This is a genomic window from Amycolatopsis sp. VC5-11, assembly GCF_037034185.1.
In the GTDB taxonomy this organism is placed as follows: Bacteria; Actinomycetota; Actinomycetes; order Mycobacteriales; family Pseudonocardiaceae; genus Amycolatopsis; species Amycolatopsis nivea.
The window spans coordinates 139,645-161,700 of the sequence record NZ_JBAGKF010000003.1 but is presented as its reverse complement, the minus strand read 5'-3'; the positions used below and the strand labels follow the sequence as shown (position 1 = coordinate 161,700).

At 70.0% G+C, this 22,056-nt stretch carries 18 protein-coding genes and 1 riboswitch; of the genes, 8 read left to right on the top strand and 10 right to left on the bottom strand.

The genetic code is table 11. The annotated features are described in order from the left end of the window. The first annotated feature begins 41 nt into the window (after nt 1–41). Complete coding sequence (locus WA670_RS12240; RefSeq protein ID WP_336157742.1) at nt 42–3,131, top strand: discoidin domain-containing protein; 3,090 nt, start codon at nt 42–44, stop codon at nt 3,129–3,131. On the opposite strand, the gene WA670_RS12235 is transcribed toward WA670_RS12240, so the two are convergent. The 4 genes from WA670_RS12235 to WA670_RS12220 all read right to left on the bottom strand — a co-directional run bounded on the left by WA670_RS12235 (nt 3,115) and on the right by WA670_RS12220 (nt 7,670). Next, a complete protein-coding gene (locus WA670_RS12235) occupies nt 3,115–3,750 on the bottom strand; it encodes a GTP cyclohydrolase II (RefSeq protein ID WP_037811346.1) in 636 nt (211 codons plus the stop codon). The two genes, WA670_RS12240 and WA670_RS12235, sit on opposite strands and share 17 nt — an antisense overlap. A 482-nt stretch (nt 3,751–4,232) precedes the next feature. Beyond that, entirely contained in the window at nt 4,233–4,979 is a 747-nt protein-coding gene (locus WA670_RS12230) for an FHA domain-containing protein (RefSeq protein WP_134661787.1), read from the bottom strand. Nucleotides 4,980–5,067: 88 nt separating this feature from the next. Next, a complete protein-coding gene (locus tag WA670_RS12225) occupies nt 5,068–5,892 on the bottom strand; it encodes a hypothetical protein (RefSeq protein ID WP_051728843.1) in 825 nt (274 codons plus the stop codon). Then, nucleotides 5,889–7,670 carry a serine/threonine-protein kinase gene (locus WA670_RS12220; protein ID WP_336157741.1) on the bottom strand — a complete coding sequence of 594 codons (1,782 nt, stop codon included), beginning with the start codon at nt 7,668–7,670 and terminating at the stop codon, nt 5,889–5,891. The genes WA670_RS12225 and WA670_RS12220 overlap by 4 nt, the downstream gene beginning before the upstream one ends. A gap of 153 nt (nt 7,671–7,823) precedes the next feature. Here WA670_RS12220 and WA670_RS12215 point away from each other — a divergent pair, with 153 nt between their 5' ends. From WA670_RS12215 to WA670_RS12205, 3 genes are all read left to right on the top strand, one after another. Continuing rightward, nucleotides 7,824–8,588 carry a right-handed parallel beta-helix repeat-containing protein gene (locus tag WA670_RS12215; RefSeq protein ID WP_037811342.1) on the top strand — a complete coding sequence of 255 codons (765 nt, stop codon included), beginning with the start codon at nt 7,824–7,826 and terminating at the stop codon, nt 8,586–8,588. A gap of 157 nt (nt 8,589–8,745) precedes the next feature. Then, a complete protein-coding gene (locus tag WA670_RS12210) occupies nt 8,746–9,009 on the top strand; it encodes a DUF3040 domain-containing protein (RefSeq protein WP_037811598.1) in 264 nt (87 codons plus the stop codon). 122 nt (nt 9,010–9,131) lie between these two features. Continuing rightward, nucleotides 9,132–10,193 (top strand): DNA polymerase IV, encoded by a 1,062-nt coding sequence (locus tag WA670_RS12205; protein WP_051728842.1) that lies wholly within the window; start codon nt 9,132–9,134, stop codon nt 10,191–10,193. Between the two features lie 57 nt (nt 10,194–10,250). Then, nucleotides 10,251–10,328, top strand: a riboswitch (S-adenosyl-L-homocysteine riboswitch). A gap of 37 nt (nt 10,329–10,365) precedes the next feature. Here the strand turns inward: WA670_RS12205 and WA670_RS12200 are convergent. After that, nucleotides 10,366–11,124: a class I SAM-dependent methyltransferase gene (locus WA670_RS12200; protein WP_336157739.1), complete on the bottom strand. Its 759-nt coding sequence runs from the start codon at nt 11,122–11,124 to the stop codon at nt 10,366–10,368. Nucleotides 11,125–11,230: 106 nt separating this feature from the next. On the opposite strand from WA670_RS12200, the gene ahcY reads away from it, so the two are divergent. Continuing rightward, a complete protein-coding gene (gene ahcY, locus WA670_RS12195; RefSeq protein ID WP_336157738.1) occupies nt 11,231–12,691 on the top strand; it encodes an adenosylhomocysteinase in 1,461 nt (486 codons plus the stop codon). 174 nt (nt 12,692–12,865) lie between these two features. Here ahcY and WA670_RS12190 read toward each other — a convergent pair whose 3' ends face one another. The 4 genes from WA670_RS12190 to WA670_RS12175 all read right to left on the bottom strand — a co-directional run bounded on the left by WA670_RS12190 (nt 12,866) and on the right by WA670_RS12175 (nt 15,437). Continuing rightward, nucleotides 12,866–13,072 (bottom strand): hypothetical protein, encoded by a 207-nt coding sequence (locus WA670_RS12190; RefSeq protein WP_037811335.1) that lies wholly within the window; start codon nt 13,070–13,072, stop codon nt 12,866–12,868. A gap of 230 nt (nt 13,073–13,302) precedes the next feature. Then, the gene (gene ku, locus WA670_RS12185; RefSeq protein ID WP_037811333.1) at nt 13,303–14,175 is read right to left on the bottom strand and encodes a non-homologous end joining protein Ku; all 873 of its coding nucleotides are present in this window, start codon (nt 14,173–14,175) and stop codon (nt 13,303–13,305) included. Between the two features lie 234 nt (nt 14,176–14,409). Continuing rightward, on the bottom strand, nt 14,410–15,075 hold the full coding sequence (locus WA670_RS12180; RefSeq protein ID WP_336157737.1) for a hypothetical protein: 666 nt from the start codon (nt 15,073–15,075) through the stop codon (nt 14,410–14,412). After that, a complete protein-coding gene (locus WA670_RS12175; protein WP_037811331.1) occupies nt 15,072–15,437 on the bottom strand; it encodes a VOC family protein in 366 nt (121 codons plus the stop codon). The genes WA670_RS12180 and WA670_RS12175 overlap by 4 nt, the downstream gene beginning before the upstream one ends. 124 nt (nt 15,438–15,561) lie before the next feature. Between WA670_RS12175 and WA670_RS12170 the strand changes: the two genes are divergently transcribed. The 3 genes from WA670_RS12170 to WA670_RS12160 all read left to right on the top strand — a co-directional run bounded on the left by WA670_RS12170 (nt 15,562) and on the right by WA670_RS12160 (nt 19,968). Then, the gene (locus WA670_RS12170; protein ID WP_037811329.1) at nt 15,562–16,188 is read left to right on the top strand and encodes a TetR/AcrR family transcriptional regulator; all 627 of its coding nucleotides are present in this window, start codon (nt 15,562–15,564) and stop codon (nt 16,186–16,188) included. A 43-nt stretch (nt 16,189–16,231) separates the two neighbouring features. After that, complete coding sequence (locus WA670_RS12165) at nt 16,232–17,965, top strand: ABC transporter ATP-binding protein (protein WP_134661795.1); 1,734 nt, start codon at nt 16,232–16,234, stop codon at nt 17,963–17,965. Nucleotides 17,966–18,078: 113 nt separating this feature from the next. Beyond that, nucleotides 18,079–19,968, top strand: a complete 1,890-nt coding sequence (locus WA670_RS12160; protein WP_205669803.1) for an ABC transporter ATP-binding protein — start codon at nt 18,079–18,081, stop codon at nt 19,966–19,968. A gap of 287 nt (nt 19,969–20,255) precedes the next feature. Here WA670_RS12160 and WA670_RS12155 read toward each other — a convergent pair whose 3' ends face one another. After that, on the bottom strand, nt 20,256–22,004 hold the full coding sequence (locus WA670_RS12155) for a pyruvate dehydrogenase (RefSeq protein WP_037811325.1): 1,749 nt from the start codon (nt 22,002–22,004) through the stop codon (nt 20,256–20,258). Nucleotides 22,005–22,056: the final 52 nt, after the last annotated feature.

Sequence of the window (22,056 nt, the reverse complement as noted above, 5' to 3'; positions counted from 1 at the left end):
TCCGCGCTGACAAGGTTGTCAACGGTTCGGGAGGACGCGGGATGGACGGGTTCACCCGGCGGCAGGCGCTCGGTTTCGCGGGCGCCGGAGCCGTGGTCCTCCTGGCCTCGGCAACAGCGCGAGCGGCGGCCCGGCCCGCTCCGGATCCCGTCGCCGCGACCTACCTGCGGGTCCTGCTCCGGCACACCCGCTGGGCCGAGCAGCAGTTCGACCGCGCCGCCGGGATCTACCCGGCTCGCGACTTCACCTTCGCGGTCGTCCTCGGCAACGCGCTCCTGCTGACCCGCGACGGCTACGACCCGGCCGTCGCCGGAGTCGACCGCGAAACTCTCCGCGCGCACACCCTCGCCACCATCAAGCACTTCGCCGCGTCGAACCGGCTCACCGGCGGCACCGAGTGGGGCCGGAAACTGTTCTTCGACACCACCTTCCAGTCCTACTTCCAGCTCGCCGCGCGTCTCTTGTGGACAGAGCTCGACGCGGCGACGCAACGGAACGTCGAGCGCATCGCCACCGAACAGGCCGCCTACACGGCCGGCCTCGGCACCGGCAACGACCCCGCCTCCGGCGACTGGACGCCCAACGGCCTGCGCGGCGGCTACGTCGGCGACACCAAGCTGGAAGAGATGGGCGTCTACGCGCAGTCGCTCGCCCCCGCGCTCGCCTGGGCGCCGAACGATCCGCGTGCCCCGGAATGGCGCGCGGCCTTCGGTTCCTGGAGCCGCAACGAAGGCGGCCTGCCCGCGGCGGATCTGGCGAACCCCCGGCTCGTCGACGGAAAGCCGGTCAGCGCCAACACCGCGACCAACCTGTACGACACGTTCCTCGTCGAGAACCACGGCTCGTTCGGCCCGCACTACCAGGAAGAACTCTGGCGCACGTCCGGCCGCAACGCGATGCACTTCCTCACCGCCGGCGTCCCGCTGCCCGAGGTGCTCACCGCGCAGCCGAACGGCGAGCTGCTGTGGCGCACCATGCTCCTGATGACCAGCGACGCGGGCGAACCGCTGATGCCGATGGTCGCCGACCGCGAACACCTCTACGGCCGGGACGTCATCCCGCTGGCTTTCCGCGCGCAGGTCCTCGGCGACCGGCACGCCGCCTACGCCGAGGCCCAGCTGGCCGCGCGGCTGGAGCCGTACCAGGCGTATCCGCCGGTCGACCGGATCACGAAGTTCTCCGGCGAACCCAAGTACGAACCGGAAGCCCGCGCCGAACTCGCGATCAGCTACCTGCTGCACGAATGGCGCGCCGGGCACGGCGGCCCGGTCAACGCGGTACGCAAGGACGAATTCGACGCCCACGCCGCTCGCGCCGCCGACTTCGGGACCGGGCCGGGTCTCCTGGCGCAGCGCTCCCCCGCCGCGTGGGCCGCGACCGTCACCAAACCCGGCTTCGTGAAATTCGCCTGGCAGCCGAACCACGACGACTGGCTCTTCGTCCTCGGCGGTGCCAACCCGATGCTGCTGCCCGCCACGAACATCGCCGTGCGCGAACGCCACGCCACGACGTACCGCAAAGTCCGCGACGGATTTGACGGCACTTTCGGCGTGCTGCGGTTCGACACCGGGTACGCCGCCTTCGCCACGCTCCCCACCGGTGCCGCGGTCTACGCCAGCACCGGCGTCGCGTCGGACGAAGGCGTGCTCAACGTCTACAACCTAGCCATGCCAGGCGTTCCCGGCCTCGACGGCGACCGCACCTACACCGCCGCCGAGGGCTCGGTGACGCTCGCCGCACAGTCCGGGCCGACCGGCGCGCGCACCGACGACCTGGCCTTCCCGCCAGTGACGGCGCGGCATGTGCGGATGCTCGGCGTCCTGCCAGATCCGCAGTACGGCTACTCGCTCTGGTCATTCGAAGTCCACGACGGCGACGGCCCTGATCTCGCCCTGGCCGGAACCGCGTCCGCGTCGTCGGCCGCGCCGGGCAAGGACGCGAAGTACGCCACCGACGGCAATTCCGCCACGCGCTGGGCAGTGTCCACATCGGACCGACCGCGCGCGGACAGCTGGCTTGCCGTCGATCTCGGTGCGCCACAACGGGTTGACCGGGTCCGGCTGAGCTGGGAGGCCGCCGCCGGGCGGAAGTACCGGATCGAAACATCGCCCGACGGCGTCGCCTGGACCTCCGTCGCGACCTATCCGAAGCCAGCGCTGCACAGCACCGGCGGCTGGCTCGACATCGACGGCCGGGCCGGAATCGTCGTCACCAGCCCGAATCCGCTCACCGTCACGAACGACCACGTCACGCTTTCCGCCGGTCCGCCCGCGCCGCTGCTGGCCGAGCTGTACCCCGGCCGCGCTGACCTGCCGAAGCTCGCCCGCCGCGCTCGCGCCACCGCCGCCGGAGTCCACGCGAGCGTCACGGACGATTTCCTGGTGCTGGCCAACCTTTCCGACCGCACCGCGACCGGAACCGCTTCCCTGCCCCAGGATCGCACCGCCCTGCTCCTCTACCGAGGCACGCAAAAGGTCACCGCGTCCGGCAGTTCGTTCAGCTACGAACTGGCTCCCGCCGAAGGCCGGATCGAACCGCCCCGATTCACCGTGCGCGGCAGGTCCGGCAGCGCCGTCCCGCCCGGCCTGACCGCGGTAGTGCACGACGCCAGCCGGGTCGACCTGACCGCGCCGTCCGGGCTGCTCCCGGCGGTCGTGACCGTGACCCCGACCGGCGGCCGTCCGCGCACCGTCACGCTGCCGCCGCGCCGCACCGTGCCGGTCGTCTTCGCCGAGATCCGGCCGTACCCGCTGAACGACCGCGCGCTCGGGGCCGTGACCTTCCCCGCCGAACCGCTGCCGCCCGGGATGACCAGCCCAGACACCGCCGTCGACGACAACCCGGCGACAGCGTGGCAACCCGGCCCTGGCGGCCGGATGGTGGTGGACCTAGGCGCACCGCTGCAGATCGCGACCGTCGAACTCGCCTGGACCGCAGGACGCGTGCCCGCCACCGTGGTTGAGACCAGCACCGACGGCCTCACCTACGCCGAAGCTGCCCGCCCCGATCGAAAACGCACCGCCTCCGTCGCGCTCGCCCAGCCAGTGCGCTACCTGGCGCTCCGCACCCTGGACTGGCGACGCGGCGACGCCGGCCTCACCCGGATCTCCGCCCTCACACCGCCGAACTAGCCGGCCAGTCCTCGAACGGCAACGCGAGCGTGTGCCCGGTCTGCTCGGCTTTCGCGCGCAGGTACCGGACGTTGTTCTCGTTCGCGAAAACCCCGGTGCGGACCCGTTCTCGCACGTCGATGCCGTGGCGCGCCAGCTGAGCCGCCTTGTCCGGGTTGTTCGACAGCAGATCGAGCTGCTGAACGCCGAACAGTCTGAGCATTTGCGCGGCCGCGGTGTAGTCTCGGGCGTCTTCCGGCAGGCCGAGCGCGGAATTCGCCGCGTAGGTGTCGAGACCGGAATCCTGCAGCGCGTACGCGTCGAGCTTGTTGTACAGCCCGATCCCGCGACCCTCCTGGCGCAAGTAGAGCAGGTACCCGCCCGCCTCGGAAATCCGCGCGACCGACTCCGCCAGCTGCGGGCCGCAATCGCAGCGCGCGGATCCGAAGACGTCTCCGGTGAGGCATTCCGAATGCAGCCGCACCAACGGCACCGGACCGGGTTTCCCCAGCACGAAGGCAAGATGCTCGAGCCCGTCGGACAGCCCGGTGAACGTGACCGCCTCGGACTCGACCGCGGGCCCTTCGCCGAACCGCAACGGGATCCGTACTCGCGTGCGCACCTGCGGGACTGTCGTCATCGGGCAACTCCTCTCCCCTCGGTGACTCCGACCCTACTCAGAACCACCGACAGAAACGCGGTCCCGGACTGCGGCCAAGGTCACGTCGGCTCGCGGGCATGGCCGGACGCCGGGAATTGTTCGCCGCCGATCCCGCACGGCTCGTTCCCCGGATCGCTGGCTTCCGCCCGATGAGGTTTCTCAGCGGCGAGGGCAGCGCCGACGGCCGATGATCCGCATCGCTTCGCAGGCATCGCCCCCGCGAACCTGCCCCGCCCGCACCCCGACCGAGCTGTCCGTGAGGGGAACCCTCACGGAATCTGATTCCGTGAGGGTTCCCCTCACGGACCTCTGCGGCTCCCCCGCCCATCCGGGAGCGACATCGCCTGGTACGGGCGCGGGCGGCGGAAACTCCCGGTGTCCGGCGCCCGATCGCCCGTCTGGGCCGCACCGGGATCGCGGCCGCGGCAAGCGTAGTCCGCTCGACCGGGCCGGACGACCGGCTAACTCCCCCACGTGGACGGCATCCACCCTTCCTCCCCCACCGGCGGCAGCTCGGGCGACAGCAGCGCCAGGTCCGGCGGCACCAGCACCGCGGCCGAAACGAGCGCCGCCACCAGATCCTCGTCCGGCGAGCCCGGCCGGAACCGGAACCGCACCGAATCCAGCACCCCCGCCACTGTTTCCGAGGTCCATCCGCCGTCCGGATCCAGCGCGGACAACCGGCTCGCGGCCAGCGGGACCGGCACCGGGCGCGGCCGTTCCTCCCGCCGTAGGAACCCGCGCGCCACCATCGCGAGCACGAGCCGTTCGTCCGGCCGCAGCCGCCCGGCCGGGACCGGCGACGGCGTCCCGTCGGCGATCCGGATCTCCAGCACGTGCTCGCGGTCCCCCGAACCGCGCGCGTACACCGGGAGATAGCCGGGCGGCAGCGGAACCGGCGCGGCCCCGGCGAACACCAGCCGCGACCGCGGCAGCCGCAGCGGCACCTTGCCGGTCGCTCGCACCCACCACCGGCCCGCGTGCCGCTCCAGCACGCCGTGGCGGCGGCTGACCCGGCGGTCGTCCTCGCCGAGCGGCACCGTCACCTCGGCGGTGTTCCGCCCGAACGTGACCGGCCCCCGCGCCGCCGGCGGCACCAGGACTCCCCCCGCGCGTCCCAGCACCACCAGCGTGCCCGGCGGCGACGCGAACCCGAGCGCGAGGCTCGGGTGTCCCGCGGGCAGCGTCCGCATCGCCTCCCCTGCCACGGACACCCCCTGCGGAGCCGCTGCCGGACCCCGGTCGGCCGCGACGGCCCGCCGGGGGCGCGGGGCCGGATCCGCCGCGCACCGCGAGTCAAGCAGGCGGGGCCGGGACCCCTCCCGGATCGTCGCCGGGTTCGAGCAAAGCCAGGTCCGGCGGGACCAGCGACGTCGACAGCAGGAGTTCCTTGATGAGGTTGTCGTTGAGCGCGTTCCCGACCGGTTCGCCGACCTCTTCCCTGGTCAGCCCGGCCACCCCGGCGCGGGCCAGCCGGGCGCGCACGGCGCCGACGAGGTGCTCGACGCGCTTGCCGCTCCAGCGTCCTTCCGGTTTGAGCTCGGACAGCTGCGCCGCGACCTGCCGCCACGCGAGCGGCTGCGGGTACTGGTCCTGCAGCAGATACCGCTGCGCGAGCGAGACGAGGACGAGCCGTTCGTCCGGCGTCAGCCGCCACATCCGCGGCGGTTCGGTGACGTCCTGCGGCCGCGAATCCGGGCGGCGCCCGTCCGCGCCCGCGACGTACACCTCCAGCAGGTGCTCGCGCCCGGCCGAACCGCGCACGAACGCCGCGGTGTAGCCCTCGGCCAGCGGCACCGGTTCCTCCTCGGGGAACAGCAGCCGCGAACCGGGCAGCCGGATCGGCAGCTTCCCGGTGTTGTGGATCCACCAGCAATCCCGGCGGCGCACCAGGAACCCCTGCTGCCGGCTGACCTTCCGGTCGTCCTCGCCGACGCACACGTGCACGTCGTCGCGGTTGCGCCCGAACAGCACCTGCCTGCCGTCGCGCGGCGGCATCCGCACGCCGCCGGTCACCGCGAGCGCGAAGATCGTGCCCGGCGGCGAGGGCGGGACGCCGTGCGCGAGGCTGCCGTGGTCCGGGCCCAGCTCTTCCGGCGGGCCGCCGGGAAACGCGGTCATGTCTTCGGCAGCTTTCCGGCCAGCGAACCGGCCAATGTGGACACTGGCGCGCACAGCCGCTCCGAGGGCGGTTTTCCGTGCACCACGACCCGAAGGCGTTCCACCCTCGGGTCCCCGTGCGCGTCGGTGTAGGAACGGTAGACGAGGACCGCCTGGCAGGTGTCCGTCGCGAACTCGTCGGTCTTGAGATACGCGTCGTGCCCGCCGACCTGCACAAGCTGGCCGGTCGTGCTGTCCGGCGGCTGGTCCCGGTCGAACATGACGGTGACCGAACGGTCGCTCGCCGGGCTCTTCCAGTCGCACCACCAGCCGCCGAAGCCGCGCTCGATCCGGACCGGAGCCTCGACCCCGGCCGTCGCGGAGATCCCGATCGAGTCCAGCAGCGAGCACGCGTCCACGTACGCCAGCGAACCCGCCGGGAACGCCGTCGCGCGCGCCGGAACCCCGGCCGCGGCCATGGCTTTCGTCGCCGAAGCGACCGCGGTGTCGGCGGCCCGGCAGAGGTCGAGGTGGTACCCGTCGTCCTGCTTGGCCGTCACCTTCACCGAATACCGGTCCTGCAGCTGGATCGTCCGCTCGCACTGGTCCGGCGACGACGCGGCGAAAACCGCAAACGGCCCGGACTTCGACTGCGTGCCCTCGATCGCGGAACCGGGCGGGTCTTCCAGCTCGACCAGGACGTCCGCTTGGAGGTCGCCGCGGTGCAGGAGCACGTCGCAGCGGTTGAAATTCCCGTAGTCCGGAACCACTTCCGGATCGCCGAACGGCTTCAGCGGGGCGGGATCGACCAGCCGGCACGGGTCGGCGGCCCGCGGGTCGGGACCGATTCCGAGCTTCGGCTGCGCCGCCGGCGGAGTCGCCTCGGTCTTGGCCGGGCGCGTCACGAAATACGTGGCGACCACGACCGCGACCGCCGCGGCCGCCACTCCGGCGAGCAGCAGCCCGCGCCGGGTGCGCCGCCGTTTCGGCACGTCGACCGGCAGCGCGTCGATTCCCTCCGCGAGCAGCTCCCCCACCGACACCGCGGTCGGGCGTTCGGCAGGGTCGCGCCGCATCAGCAGTTCCAGCGCCGGCGCGAGACCGTCCGCGTGCCGCGCCCGCGGGACCGCGCCCTCGGCGACCCGGCGGATGGTGGCGTACTCGTTGCCGCCGGAGAACGGCGGCGCGCCCTCGACGGCGGCGAAAAGCGTTGCCCCCAAGGAAAAAACATCCGAGGCCGCGGTGGGCGGATGCCCTTGCGCGACCTCCGGGGCGAGGTAGTCCGGCGTGCCGCCGATGAGCGGCGAATCGGTGACCGTCTCGTCCGTGCGGACCGAACGGGAGATGCCGAAATCGGTGAGCTTCGCGCGGCCGTCGGCGGCGATCAGGACGTTGCCCGGCTTGACGTCGCGGTGCACGATGCCGTGCGCGTGCACCGCGCCGAGCGCCGCCGCGATCTGCACGCCGATCTCGGCGACCGTGCGCGCGGGCAGTCTCCCTTCCGCGGCGAGGATTTCCGCGAGGCTGCGCGCCGGGACGTACTCCATCACCAGCCACAGCTCGTCCCCGTCAGCGGCGACGTCGAAGAACGTGACCACGTTCGGGTGCAGCACCCCGGCCGCCAGCCGGGCCTCGCGGCGCAGCGTCCGCCCGCTCACCACGTCGGACAGCCGGGCCTGCTTGAGCGCCACCTCCCGGCCGAGCCGGTCGTCGCGCGCCCGCCAGACGACGCCCATGCCGCCGCTGCCGACGCGCTCCAGCAGCCGGTACCGGTCCGCGATGAACTGGTCCCCGTGCACCGACGCTCCCCTCGGCGTGGTCCGACCCCTGTGAGGTAACTCGCAGTAACGATACTGCATCACGCGCGTTCGCCGGAAGCGGCCCGGGGACCCCTCCCGCCGTCCGGCCCTATCTTCGCCGCGTCCCCCGTCCGAGCGAAGAAGAGGAGACCCATGCGCACCCTCGTCCTGGCCGTCACCGCAGTGCTGGCCGCGGCTTTCGCCCCGTCCGCGCACGCCGGTTCCCGGCTGCACATCACCGCGGGCGGCACGCCGGACCACCCGCGCGTCTATTCCGGCGGCGGGAGATCCGTCCCCGGCATCGACGTCGACGCCGACTGGGTCGTCGTCGACGGATTCACCCTCGAAAGACCGTCCGCGCCCGGCGTGGAAATCCGCGGCGACCACGTGACGCTGAAGAACACCAGAATCACCGCCCCGCACGGCGGAGACGGTGACGGCATCCGGTTCTTCGGCGACTACATCGCCATCGAGCACAACACGATCAGCCAGACCTCGAACCGCGACGGCGCGCACGCCGACTGCATGCAGACCTTCTCCAGCGACAGCCCGCCGAGCAATCACGTCCGGATCGAAGGAAACCGCTGCGAGAAAATCGACAACATGTGCCTGATGGCGGAGGGCCCGAACGACGGCGAAGGCGACGGAAAAGGCCACACCACGGATTTCCTGATCAAGGACAATTTCTGCGAAACGCTCGTGGCTTCGCAGACGCTGATGTTCGAGGACGTACAGCAGGCCGCTATCACCGGCAACACCTTCGCGGCGGGCCCGGACCACGCGATCGGCTTGGCCATCCACTCCACCGGAGCCCACGTCGAAGGCAACCGCGTGGACCCGTCGATCCCGTGCGAGGTCGGCATCGACGATTCGTCACGGGAGGGCTACACCGGACCGGAGCCCGCTTGCGCTCCGTGACCTTTGTGGACGGTCCGGCCGACCGCGCACCGTGACCGGAACCGCCGGATTCCGCGCGGAGTTCGGGCAGTCGGGTGAATCGGGGGTGACCCGATTCACCAGGGCACGGAGCGGGTACTTCCTCCGGGACGGCACGCGGGCCGCCGAAGGAGACTCCATGCTCAGTCACCACGAACGCGTCGAGCTGGACAAGATCGAGCGCTGGTTCGAAACCAGCGACCCGGAGCTGGCCGCCGCCCTGCGCCGCGGCAAACCGGCCCGCTCCGCCGCGCTGCTGACCGCCTTCGCGATCCTGCTGGACGTCGCCGCGTGCGGTCTCCTGGTCGCCGGGATCGCCGCGTCGAGCCCGGCGCTGACCGTCTGTGCCCTCTTCGCCGCGGCGGGCGGGGTCGCGGCGCACGTCGCGCGCTGCCGCGGGTGACTTCGCCCGATCGGCCCGGAGAAGTCCGTGAGGGCCACCCTCCGGGAATCTGATTCCCCCAGGGTTCCCCTCACGTACTTCCCGCGGGGACGCCACGCGACCAACCGGCCCGGCGCCTCTGGATGCGCCGCCGGCCCCGCGCACCGCACACTGGTCCAGTGTCCGATTGGGTGCTGCACGTCGACCTCGACCAGTTCATCGCCGCCGTCGAGGTCGCGCGGCGGCCGGAGCTGCGCGGGCGGCCGGTGATCGTCGGCGGGAACGGCGATCCGGCCGAGCGCGCCGTCGTGGCGACCGCGTCGTACGAGGCGCGCGAGTTCGGCGTCGATTCCGGCATGCCGCTGCGGCTGGCCGTCAAACGCTGTCCGGACGCGGTCCTCCTCCCCGTCGACGCCCCGGCGTACCAGGAGGTCTCCGACCGCGTCATGGCCCGGCTGCGGGAGTTCCCGGTGGTCGTCGAGGTGCTCGGCTGGGACGAAGCCTTCCTCGGCGCGACCGCCGACGATCCCGAAGCGCTCGCCGCCGAAATCCGGCGCGGCATAGAGGAGGAAACCGGGCTTTCGTCGTCGGTCGGAATCGGCGACAACAAACTCCGCGCCAAACTCGCCACCGGGTTCGCGAAACCGGCCGGAATTTACCGGCTCACCCAGGAAAACTGGTGGGACGTCATGGCGGAACGGCCCACTGACGCGTTATGGGGAATCGGCCGGAAAACCGCGAAGAAACTCGCCGAAGCCGGGTATTCCACCGTGCTCGCCCTCGCCGCCGCCGACCCGGACGCGCTCGCCGCGCGGTTCGGTCCGAAGCTGGGTCCGTGGTACCGGCTGCTGGCCGGCGGCATCGGCGACGCCGAGGTGAGCGCGACCCCGTACGTCGCGCGTTCCCGAAGCAGGGAAACGACATTCCAGCAAGACCTCACCGACCCGGACGCCATCGCCAGGGAGACCGCGACCCTGGCCGGACGCGTCGCACAGGACGTCGCCAACGAGGGACGTCCGGCGGCGCGCGTCGCGGTCAAGGTGCGGTTCGCGCCGTTCCTCACCCACACCCACAGCGTGACGCTGCCCGCACCGTCGTCGGATCCGGCGGTGCTCGCCGCGGCGGCGCAAGACCTGTTGGGCCGCTTCGCTTTCGGCAAACCGGTGCGGCTGCTCGGCGTCCGCGCCGAATTCCCGCGCGCTTGACAGGTCCCGACCGGGCTTGCCAAGGTGGAAACCGACGCGCCCGCCGGGGCGCGGCTCCGGGCCGAGAGGCGCTGCGACGGGGTTTCCCCGCCACGCTCGGCCCGCGGGACTTCGAGAGAAGGGCGCCTCCTGGTTCAGGAGGTGTCGCGTGCCACTCGGTGTTCCGGCCCCCTCAGCGCCGTCGCGCGAGGTGGGCCGTGTGGTCGGCGACCAGGTCGACCGTCTCCGGCAGGACCTGCCGGATCCGCGACAAAACCTGCTCCCGCACCGAAATCGGCAGCACCAGGTACGCCGAAACCGTGGAGAACAGACCGATCAGCTCGTCCGCGCTCACCGTCATCCGTTCCTGGACGACGACCTGCCGGACGTCGGCGAACAACTCGGACTGCTCGAGTTCCGTGCCCGGCCACTGCAGTGCGTTCTCCGGCGGCGTGCCGTCCGGCGACGGGACCTCAGCGCTCTCCAGGAACGGGGCCTGAGCGTCGTCGACCGCTTTCCGCACAACGGGATCCGCCGGCCCGATCGGCCCGCCGATCGACGCGAACACCCCGCCCGGCGCGAGCAGGGCGGCGATGCGCGGCCACCGCCCGGCCGGGTCCGTCCAGTGCAGCGCCGCGGCCGAGTACACCAGCCCGTACTGCCGGTCCGGTCGCAGGTCCTCCAGTGCGCCGCGACGGGTCTCGACGTCGGCGGGCAGGTGCTTGCGCAGTTCGGCGAGCATCGCCGGATCCGGATCGGTCGCGGTGACCGCGATCCCCCGTCCCGCGAACAACCGGGTCGCTTTCCCTGTCCCCGCCCCGATTTCGAGGGCGTCGGCGACCGGCGCACCCGCGTAGTCCAGCACCTTTTCGGCTAACTCGGCGGGATATCCCGGGCGGTACCGCTCGTACGCCTCCGCCACTGCCCCAAAACTCAACGCGCGCTCTGCCATGCCCGCCATTCTGGCCTGGTCCGCACCGCGCGCGCCTCCCTTTTCCGGGCACCGGCACGGTGCCCGCGCTCCGCTATGCCCGAAAACCCCTGAAAGGAACGGAAAAATGTCGCCCACCCTGCGTACCGTCGACGCCTTGGAGTTCGCGGTCGCCGACCTGTCGCTCGCCGCGGCCGGACGCATCCAGCTCGACCTCGCCGAGCACGAAATGCCCGGCCTGATGGCGCTGCGCCGCGAGTTCGCGGACTCCCAGCCGCTCAAGGGCGCGCGCATCGCGGGCTCGCTGCACATGACCGTGCAGACCGCGGTGCTGATCGAAACGCTCGTCGCGCTCGGCGCCGAGGTGCGCTGGGTGTCCTGCAACATCTTCTCCACCCAGGACGAGGCGGCCGCGGCGGTCGTCGTCGGGCCGAACGGCACGCCGGAGCGTCCCGAGGGCACCGCGGTATTCGCGTGGAAGGGCGAGACCCTCGACGAATACTGGTGGTGCACCGACCAGCTTTTCCGTTTTCCCGGCGGCGAACTGCCGAACATGATCCTGGACGACGGCGGCGACGCGACCCTGCTCGTCCACAAGGGAGCCGAGTTCGAGAAGGCCGGCGCGGTGCCCGCCGCGCACGAGGACGACCCGGAGGACTACCGGATCCTGCTGCGCACTCTCGCGGCCAGCCTCGCCGAGGACCCGCAGCGGTTCACGCGGATCGCCGGCGCGATGCGCGGGGTCACCGAGGAGACCACGGCGGGCGTGAACCGGCTGTACCAGCTCGCGGCTACCGGCGAACTGCTGTTCCCGGCGATGAACGTCAACGACTCGGTCACGAAGTCGAAGTTCGACAACAGGTACGGAATCCGCCATTCGCTCCCGGACGGCCTCAACCGCGGCACGGACGTGATGATCGGCGGGAAGTACGCCGTCGTGTGCGGGTACGGCGACGTCGGCAAGGGCGCGGCGGAGGCGCTGCGCGGACAGGGCGCGCGCGTCGTGGTGACCGAGATCGACCCGATCTGCGCGCTGCAGGCCGCGATGGCCGGGCTCGACGTGGTCGAACTCGACGACGTCGTGGAGCGCGCCGACATTTTCCTCACCACCACCGGCAACTTCGGGATCATCTCCGCCGCGCAGATGGGGCGGATGAAGCACCAGGCGATCGTGGCGAACGTCGGCCACTTCGACAACGAGATCGACATGGCCGGGCTGGCGAAGGTCCCGGGCATCGTCAAGACCGAGGTCAAACCGCAGGTGCACACGTGGCGGTTCCCGGACGGGCACGCGATCATCGTGCTGTCCGAGGGCAGGCTGATGAACCTCGGCAACGCGACCGGGCACCCGTCGTTCGTGATGTCCGCGTCGTTCGCGAACCAGGTGCTCGCGCAGATCGAACTGTTCGCCAAGCCCGGCGAGTACGCGAACGACGTGTACCGGCTGCCGAAGCACCTGGACGAGAAGGTCGCGCGGCTGCACCTGGACGCGCTCGGCGTCCGGCTGACCAAGCTGAGCAAGGAACAGGCGGAGTACATCGGCGTCGACGTGGACGGACCGTACAAACTGGACCATTACCGCTACTGACCGCGCCGCCGGCCTCGCCGGGAAAAAAGGGGTCCTCCGGCTCCGAGGGGGAGGGAGAGCCGAAGGACCCCCGGTAGTGTTAGCACATCGCCAAGCAGCTTGTACACGGCAAGCTACCCGATCGGGTAAAGCCGCCCCGGCCGCGCAGCGTGGCGGCCGGGGCCCCGGCGACGGTCAGGAAGCCTGCCGCAGCAGGGATTTCTCCGCTCCGGTGCAGGCGCACCCCGCGTCGAGGGTGTGACAGTCGATGATCAGGCCGTGCCGGACCCGGTCCAGGTCGAGGCAGGACGGATCGGTGCACTCGCTGAACCCGCGGTCCGGGTGGACCACCAGGGTGCCGTGACAGTGGTCGATGCCGCTCGTGCAGAACGCGCACTCCATGCTCAGCCGCCTTCCGCTCAGGTATTCGGGTCCCCGGCCCCGTTGCTCCGGGGCCGGACTCCTCCTTGGTACCACTGGAAATCTCGCCGTCGCAGGATACCCGGCGGCGTGTCGGCGCCCCGGTCCGGTGAAGTCCGCCGCAGTCGCTCACCCGGCGTGACGATCGGCATTTTCCGGACGGCAGCAGTGAAATTTCACTGTTCCGCGGCGCGGAACACCCCGCGGCGGACTCAGGCGCTCTTCGGCCGCCGGGCCCGCGACGCCGGCTTCTTCGCCGCCGCCTTGCCGTCGCCGGCGGCCTTCTTCGTCTCCTTGGCGGGCCCGCGGGTCTTCTTCGCCGCCGAGACGCTCGCCTCCAGCGCCGCCATCAGGTCGACGACCTCGGCCTTCTCCCCCTGCTTCGGCGCGCCGACCGTCTCGCCGCCGCCCGCCTTCGCCTCGATCATCGCCTCGAGCGCTTCCCGGTAGGAGTCCGAGTACTTCTCCGGTTCGAACACCGGCTCCGACAGCGAGTCGATCAGCGACCCCGCCATCGTCACCTCCTGCGGGCGGACCTGCGGCGGATCCTCGTGCAGGAACGGGAAATCCGGGACCCGGACCTCGTCGGCCCACAGCATCGTGGTCATCACGAGCACGTCGTCCACGACCCGCAGCAGCGCCAGGCTCTCCCGCTGGCGCACGGCGACCTTCGCGATCGCCACGTGGCTCGCCTTCTGCAGCGCGTCGCGCAGCACCACGTACGGCTTCACCGCGTTCTTCTGCGGCTCCAGGTAGTAGGTGCGGTCGAACCGGATCGGGTCGATCGACTCCAGCGGCACGAACTCGAGCACATCGATCGAACGCTGGGTCGGCAGCGGCAGCTCGGCGAGGTCGGCGTCGGTGATCACGACCATCTCGCCGTCGGGCAACTCGTAGCCCTTGGCGATGTCGGAGTAGGGCACCTCCTCGCCGTCGATCGAGCAGAACCGCTTGTACTGGATCCGCCCGCCGTCGGCGACGTGCACCTGGCGCAGCGACACGTTCTTGTTCTCGGTCGCCGCGTACAGCTGGATCGGGATGCTGACCAGCCCGAAGGACACCGAGCCCTTCCACATCGACCGCATGCCGCGCACCTCCGCCGTCCGCCGGTACGTATTCACGCTCGGTGACCACCGTAGCCGCGATCGTCCGAATCCGACAGTCCGCGCAGGTCCGGGCCCCTACGCACAGGCGCCGCGCGTGCGCAGCCACTCACCGGCGGCGGTCTCCGGGTCTTGCGTCGGGAAGTCGGGCGCGATCGGGACCGCCCCGTATACCCGCCCGGTCCGGTCTACGTCGGCCACGCTGGACGCGCGACCTCAGCACCGCGACCAGCGGCTCAGCCGGACCGGATTGACCTCGTCCGTGCCCGGGTGCTCGCCCGACCAGGACCGCCCGTCGCGGACGGTCCAGAACTGCGGAGCCAGCCCCGGCCCGGCGAACGAGCCCGCGACGCCGTCCCCCAGCAACGGGGCCAGCACGGTCAGCATCGGCCACATGGTGCCGCCGGTGTCGTCGCGGAGATCGACGATCCATCCGCACGTCGCCTGCGCTTCGACCGCCCGCAGCGCCGCTGCCCCGGCCTGGATGTACCGGCGCTCGCCCGCCGGGTCGGCGATGAGGCCGGGAATCGTCAGCATCGCGACGCCGTTCTCGACCCGGCTCGACGGCACCGCGATCGTCGTCGCGAGCGGTGCCTTCGCTTGCGGGGGGCTGAGCAGTTTCGTGTGCTGATTGCCCAGTTCGGAGATCACCGTCTGGATCGCCGGATAGGTCTCGGAGAAGGTCGAAGCCCCTTCCGCGGCACGCAACGCCTCGGCCTCCACGCGCGGCCAGTCCACCCGGTCCCGGTCCATCGAGTGCGTCCGCAGCAGGTTCAGCGCGCCGAGAAGATACGTCCGCGGCGTCGGCGCCGACGACTGAGCCGCGACCAGTCCGGTGCCGAGCAGCACCAGCACGACGGCCGCGGCCAGCGCTCTTCTCAAGCCGGAGTGCCCGGGAAATGCGGGTTTTCGATCACCCCGACCAGGTTCCCGTCCGGCGCGCGCACCAGTGCGGTGCGGATCCCGCCGCCGAAATCGGTCACCGCTGAGTGTTCGGCCGCGCCCTCCTCGATCAGCTTCGCCACGGCGGCTTCCACGTCGGGCACTGCCCAGTACGTCACCGGACCGTCGCCGTTTTCCGCGCGGCCGTTCGGATCGAGGGCCAGCTCGTAGCCGTGGACGCTGTACCCGACGTAAAACGGCTCGTCGAAATACGGCGGCACCCCGAGCACCCGCGTCCACCACTCCTTGGCCGCGGCCAGATCGGCGGCGGGATACACGATCGTGCGCAAGCCATCGAACATGTGTTCATCCTGGCACAGCGAGAACGCCGTCTCCGCACCTCGACCCGCCCCCTGCGAGAACGCAACTTTTCGCGGTCCGCATAATTTTTCGCATCGCGCAACTTTCGCTGCTACTCTCGACCCGGTGACCACCACCGCACCCCTGGGCCTGCGCGAGCGCAAGAAACGAGCCGCGCGGAGGGCGCTCGCCGAAGCGGCGCTCCGGATCGCGCTCGAGCGGGGCGTCGACCAGTTGCGGGTGGAGGACATCGCGAACGAGGTGGGCGTCTCCCCGCGCACCTTCAACAACTACTTTTCCAGCAAGGAGGAAGCTGTCTGCGCGTTCATCGTCGAACGGCAGGAGAACGTGCGCGAAGCGCTCCTGGCGAGGCCCGCCGACGAGCCGCTGTGGGACGCGGTCGTCAACGCCTCGATCACCCGGTTCAACGAGGACGACCGCCCGAAGCGCGAGCAAGTGCGGCGGGTCCGCGCGCTGATGGAGAACGGCGCGCTGTTCGCCGAGATGCTGCGCGCGTTCGCCACCGTCGAGCGGGTGCTGGCCGACGCCATCGCCGAGCGGGCGGGCGAGCACGCAAATCCGTTGCACGCCCGGCTGATGGCGAGCATTGTGCAGAACGCTTCGCGCATCGCCTTCGAAACCTGGCTCAATTCGGACTACTCCGACGAAGAGTTCGTATCGGCCTTCACCGGCCTCCTGAGGGAGGCCGCCGCCGGGATGCCGGCACTCGCCGCGCCCGCCGCGGCCCGCTAGACCCGAACCGACGCCATTCACTTTTTTGGGGGAGTACCCGACCGTGCTGGTCAAACTGTTGCGCAGCTACCTGCGCCCTTACCGGGCGGCGCTGTGGGTCGTCGTCGCGCTGCAACTGGTGCAGACGATCGCCGCGCTGTACCTGCCCACGCTCAACGCCGACATCATCGACGGCGGCCTCGTCAAAGGCGACACCGGCTACATCGTGAAGATCGGCGGCGTGATGCTGCTGATCACACTGGTGCAGATCGCCGGGTCGATCGGGGCCGTCTACTACGGGTCCCGCACCGCCTCGGCCGTCGGCCGCGACATCCGCGCCGGAGTCTTCCACCGCGTGCAGGCGTTCTCCGCCCGCGAGATCGGGAAGTTCGGCACGCCGTCGCTGATCACCCGCACCACCAACGACGTCCAGCAGATCCAGCTGCTCGCCGCGCTCACCTTCACGCTGATGGTGTCCGCGCCGATCATGTGCGTCGGCGGCATCCTGCTCGCGCTGCAGCAGGACGTCCCGCTGTCGTCGCTGCTCGTCGTCATCGTGCCGGTGCTGGGCGTCGCGATCGGGCTCATCGTCATGCGGATGCGCTCGGCGTTCCGGCTCATGCAGGTGCGCCTCGACCGGATCAACCAGGTCATGCGCGAGCAGATCATGGGCATCCGGGTGATCCGCGCGTTCGTGCGGGACAAGCACGAGCGCGAGCGTTTCGGCCGGGCCAACGACGAGCTGTTCACCGTGTCGCTGCGGGTCGGCAGGCTGATCGCGCTGATGTTCCCCACCGTGATGCTGGTGGTGAACGTGTCGAGCGTCGCCGTGCTGTGGTTCGGCGGGCAGCGGGTCGACAGCGGGGCCATGCAGATCGGCGCGCTCACCGCGTTCCTGGCCTATCTGCTGCAGATCCTGATGGCGGTCATGATGGCCACCTTCATGTTCATGATGGTGCCGCGCGCGGAGGTCAGCGCCGAGCGGATCACCGAGGTGCTGGACACCGAGTCGAGCGTGCGCCCGCCGGACGAGCCGGTCGCGGCCGCGGCCGAGCGCGGTCACCTCGACCTGACCGGCGTCGGATTCCGGTACCCCGGCGCGGAAAAGCCGGTGCTGCACGACGTTTCCCTGTTCGCCCGGCCGGGCGAGACCACCGCGATCATCGGCAGCACGGGCAGCGGCAAGACGACGCTGCTCAACCTCATCCCGCGGCTGATGGACGCCACCGAGGGCTCGGTCCGGGTGGACGGCGTCGACGTGCGCCGGCTCGACCCGACAGTGCTGTCGTCGGTGGTCAGCATGGTGCCGCAGAAGCCGTACCTGTTCGCCGGAACGGTCGCCAGCAACCTCCGCTACGGCAATCCGGACGCGACGGACGAGGAGCTCTGGCACGCGCTGGAAGTCGCGCAGGGCAAGGACTTCGTCGAACGGATGGAACAGGGTCTCGACTCCCCCATCGCCCAGGGCGGCACCAACGTCTCGGGCGGGCAGCGGCAGCGGCTCGCGATCGCGCGGATGCTGGTGCACCGGCCGGAGATCTACCTGTTCGACGATTCGTTCAGCGCGCTCGACTACGCCACCGACGCCGCGCTGCGCCGTGCGCTCACCGAAGAAACCCAGGACGCGACGGTCGTCATCGTCGCGCAGCGGGTCAGCACGATCCGCGGCGCGGACCGGATCATCGTGCTCGACGACGGCCGCGTCGTCGGCACCGGAACCCACCACGAGCTGATGGACACCAACGAAACCTATCGGGAAATCGTGCTTTCGCAGCTGACCGAGCAGGAGGCGGCGTGAGCGAGGAAACGAAAACCGCGACCGCGCACGACGACGACGAACCAGCCGCCGTCGCGCGCGACAAGACCCGGCCGCAACCCACAGCGGGACCCGGCCGGATGATGTCCGCGGGCATGCCCGCGGAGAAAGCCCTCGACTTCAAAGGCTCGCTAGCGCGATTGCTGCGGCTGCTTCGCCCGCAACGGGCGGCTCTGACCGGAGTGCTGGTGCTCGGCGCGATCGGCGTCGCGCTGACCGTGCTCGGCCCGAAGGTGCTGGCCCGGGCGACGGACCTGATCTTCGCCGGCGTGACCAGCAGGCATCTGCCCGCGGGCGCGACCAAGGAACAGGTGATCGAGGGCCTGCGGGCGCGCGGGGAGAACACCCTGGCCGACATGTTCACCAGCGTCGACCTGATGCCCGGCCACGGCGTCGACTTCACCGCGGTCGGCCAGGTGCTGATGATCGTACTGGCGCTGTACGTCTTCGCGTCGTTCCTGGGCGTCATCCAGGCGCGGCTCACGACGAACCTGGTGCAGGGCGCGGTGTTCCGGCTGCGCCAGGACATCGAGGAGAAGTTCGCGCGGCTGCCGCTGCGCTACTTCGACCGCCAGCCGCGCGGCGAGGTGCTGAGCCGGGTCACCAACGACATCGACAACCTGGCGCAGTCGCTGCAGCAGACGCTGTCGCAGATCGTCACGTCGCTGTTCACTGTGCTGGGCGTGCTGGTGATGATGTTCGTCATCTCGCCGCTGCTGGGCGCGATCGTGCTGCTGACGGTGCCGGTGTCGGTGTTCGTCGCGGCCAAGATCGGCAAACGCGCGCAGCCGCAGTTCATCCGGCAGTGGTCGACGACCGGGAAGCTCAACGCGCACATCGAGGAGATGTACTCGGGCCACTCGCTGGTGCACGTCTTCGGCCGAGGCAAGGAGGCCGAGGAGGTCTTCCGGCAGCAGAACGAGGCGCTGTACGAGGCGAGCTTCAAGGCGTCGTTCATCTCCGGCACGATCCAGCCGGGCATGATGTTCATCGGCAACCTGAGCTACGTGCTGGTCGCCGTCGTCGGCGCCCTGCGGGTCGCTTCGGGCACGCTGACGCTGGGCGACGTGCAGGCGTTCATCCAGTACTCGCGCCAGTTCAGCCAGCCGGTCACGCAGATCGCGAGCATGGCGAACCTGCTGCAGTCCGGCGTCGCCTCGGCCGAGCGGGTGTTCGCGCTGCTGGACGCCAAGGAGCAGGAACCGGAGCCGGAGCACCCGCAGCGCCCGGAGGTCGTGCGCGGGCAGGTCGAATTCGAGCACGTGTCGTTCCGCTACCTGAAGGACACGCCGCTGATCGAAGACCTGTCGCTGTCGGTCGACCCCGGCCACACGGTCGCGATCGTCGGCCCGACCGGCGCGGGCAAGACCACGCTGGTCAACCTCCTGATGCGCTTCTACGAAATCGACGGCGGCCGGATCACTTTGGACGGCGTCGACATCAAGGCGATGGACCGCGAGGAACTGCGCTCGAAGACGGGCATGGTCCTGCAAGACGCCTGGCTGTTCGGCGGCACGATCGCGGAAAACATCGCGTACGGCGCGGACAACGTGACCCGCGAAGAGGTCATCGAAGCCGCGAAGGCAACCTACGTGGACCGCTTCGTCCGCACCCTCCCCGACGGCTACGACACCGTCCTGGACGACGAGGGCGGCACCGTCAGCGCAGGCGAAAAGCAGCTGATCACGGTCGCCCGAGCCTTCCTGGCAAAGCCGGCGATCCTCATCCTGGACGAGGCGACCAGCTCGGTGGACACCCGCACCGAGGTCCTGATCCAGCACGCCATGAACTCCCTGCGCACCGGCCGCACGAGCTTCGTGATCGCCCACCGCCTGTCCACCATCAGGGACGCAGACGTAATCCTGGTAATGGAAAACGGCAACATTGTAGAACAAGGCAACCACGAAACCCTCATCAACGCAGGCGGCGCCTACTCCCGCCTGTACGCAGCCCAATTCGCAGAAGCCATGGCAGAAACCGAATAGAAAAGCAAACCCACGTACGTGAGGGGACCCCTGAGGGAATCAGATTCCCTCAGGGGTCCCCTCACGACCTAAAACCGCAGCAGACGCACCCAACCATCGAGGCACCCACACCTCCCCCGCACCCCGATACGAAGCTCCCCTGCGGTTCGGGGGTGCTTGTCAAGGCATCTTTCCCGCCTTGACAAGCACCCCCGAACCGTCAGCACAATCAAACTTCGGGGTGCCCCACGCAACCAAGACGGGCGCAATGTCGCCGCCAGGCGACGAGCCGCCCAGCACCCACCCCCTCAAATCCGAGGAATATTCCGCAAATTAGACTTAGCCAACTCCAGCATCTTCCCCACTCCCCCACTCAACACAGTCTTACTAGCCGCCAACGCAAACCCCTTAACCTGCGCAGCAGTAATATTAGGCGGAATAGACAACGCATTAGGATCCGTAACCACATCCAGCACCGCAGGCCCGTCATGCGCCAGAATGTCCCGAATCCCGTCCCGAACCTCCCCGGGCTTCTCCACCCGCCGCGCATACAACCCGGCCGCCCGGGCAATCCCCGCGAAATCCACCTGATCATGGTCGGTGCCGAACTCCGGCAACCCGTCCACGAGCATCTCCAGCTTCACCATCCCGAGCGAAGAGTTGTTGAACACCACAGCCTTAACGGGCAAGCCATGCGTCTTAAGCGTCAACAACTCCCCCATCAACATCGCCAGCCCACCATCCCCGCACATAGCAACAACCTGCCGCCCAGGATCAGCAGCCTGCGCCCCAATCGCATGCGGCAACGCATTAGCCATGCTCCCGTGCACAAACGACCCGAGAATCCGCCGCCGCCCATTAGGCGTGATATACCGAGCCGCCCACACATTGCACATCCCAGTGTCCACAGTGAACACCGCGTCCTCAGCAGCTTCCTCATCCAGCACGTCAGCGACGTACTCCGGATGCAACGGAATGTGCTTCGACACCTCATTGGTGTAAGCATCGACCACCCGCTGCAGCCCCCGCTCATGCTTGCGCAGCATGGCATGCAAGAACGACCGATCACTGCGCTCGCGCAAGCGAGGCAGCACCGCCCGGATAGTCGCCCCGACGTCCCCCTGCACCCCGAACTCCAACACTGACCGACGCCCCATCCGCGCCGGATCGATGTCCACCTGCACGGTATTCCGCTGCGGCAGGAAGTTGTCGTACGGAAAGTCCGTGCCCAGCAGCAACACGAGATCAGCCTCGTGCATCGCCTCGTAACAAGCCCCGTACCCGAGCAACCCGCTCATCCCCACGTCGAACGGATTCGAGTACTGCACGAACTCCTTGCCCCGCAACGAATGCCCCACGGGAGCCCCGACCGCCTCCGCGAGCGCGAGCACCTCGTCGTGCGCATTACGACAACCAGCACCCGCCATGATCATCACCTTCTCGGCCCGATCGATCCGATCGGCGAGACGAGCGATGTCAGCCTCCGCAGGCACCACAGCAGGCGGGCTCCCCAGCGAAGCCGACTCGCCGGTGGCGTGCGCGGCGGGCTCGTGCGACACGTCGCCAGGCAGCACCAGCACCGCGGCACCGCGACGCCCGACCGCGTTCTGCACTGCGATCCGAGCCAGCCGCGGCATCTGCTCCGGCGAGCTCACCATCTCGCAGTAGTGCGAGCACTCCGCGAACAGCTGCTGCGGATGGGTCTCCTGGAAGAACCCGGTCCCGATCTGCGTGGAGGGAATGTGCGACGCGAGCGCGAGCACCGGCGCGCCCGAGCGGTGCGCGTCGTAAACCCCTTGCAGCAGATGCAGGTTGCCCGGCCCGCAGCTGCCCGCGCACACCGCGAGCCGCCCGGTGAGCTGCGCCTCGGCCGCGGCGGCGAACGCGCCGGCCTCCTCGTTGCGCACGTGCACCCAGTCGATCCCGCCGCGCGCCGAGCCCCCGGTGCGGCGCACCGCGTCCACCACCGGGTTGAGGCTGTCGCCCACCACCCCGTAGATCCGGCGCACCCCGGATTGCACCAGAACGTCGATCAACTGGTCGGCCACCGTCGCCATGCTTCTGCGTCCCTTCGTGAGAGTCCCTTCGCAGTCTGGCACCGATCAGGGG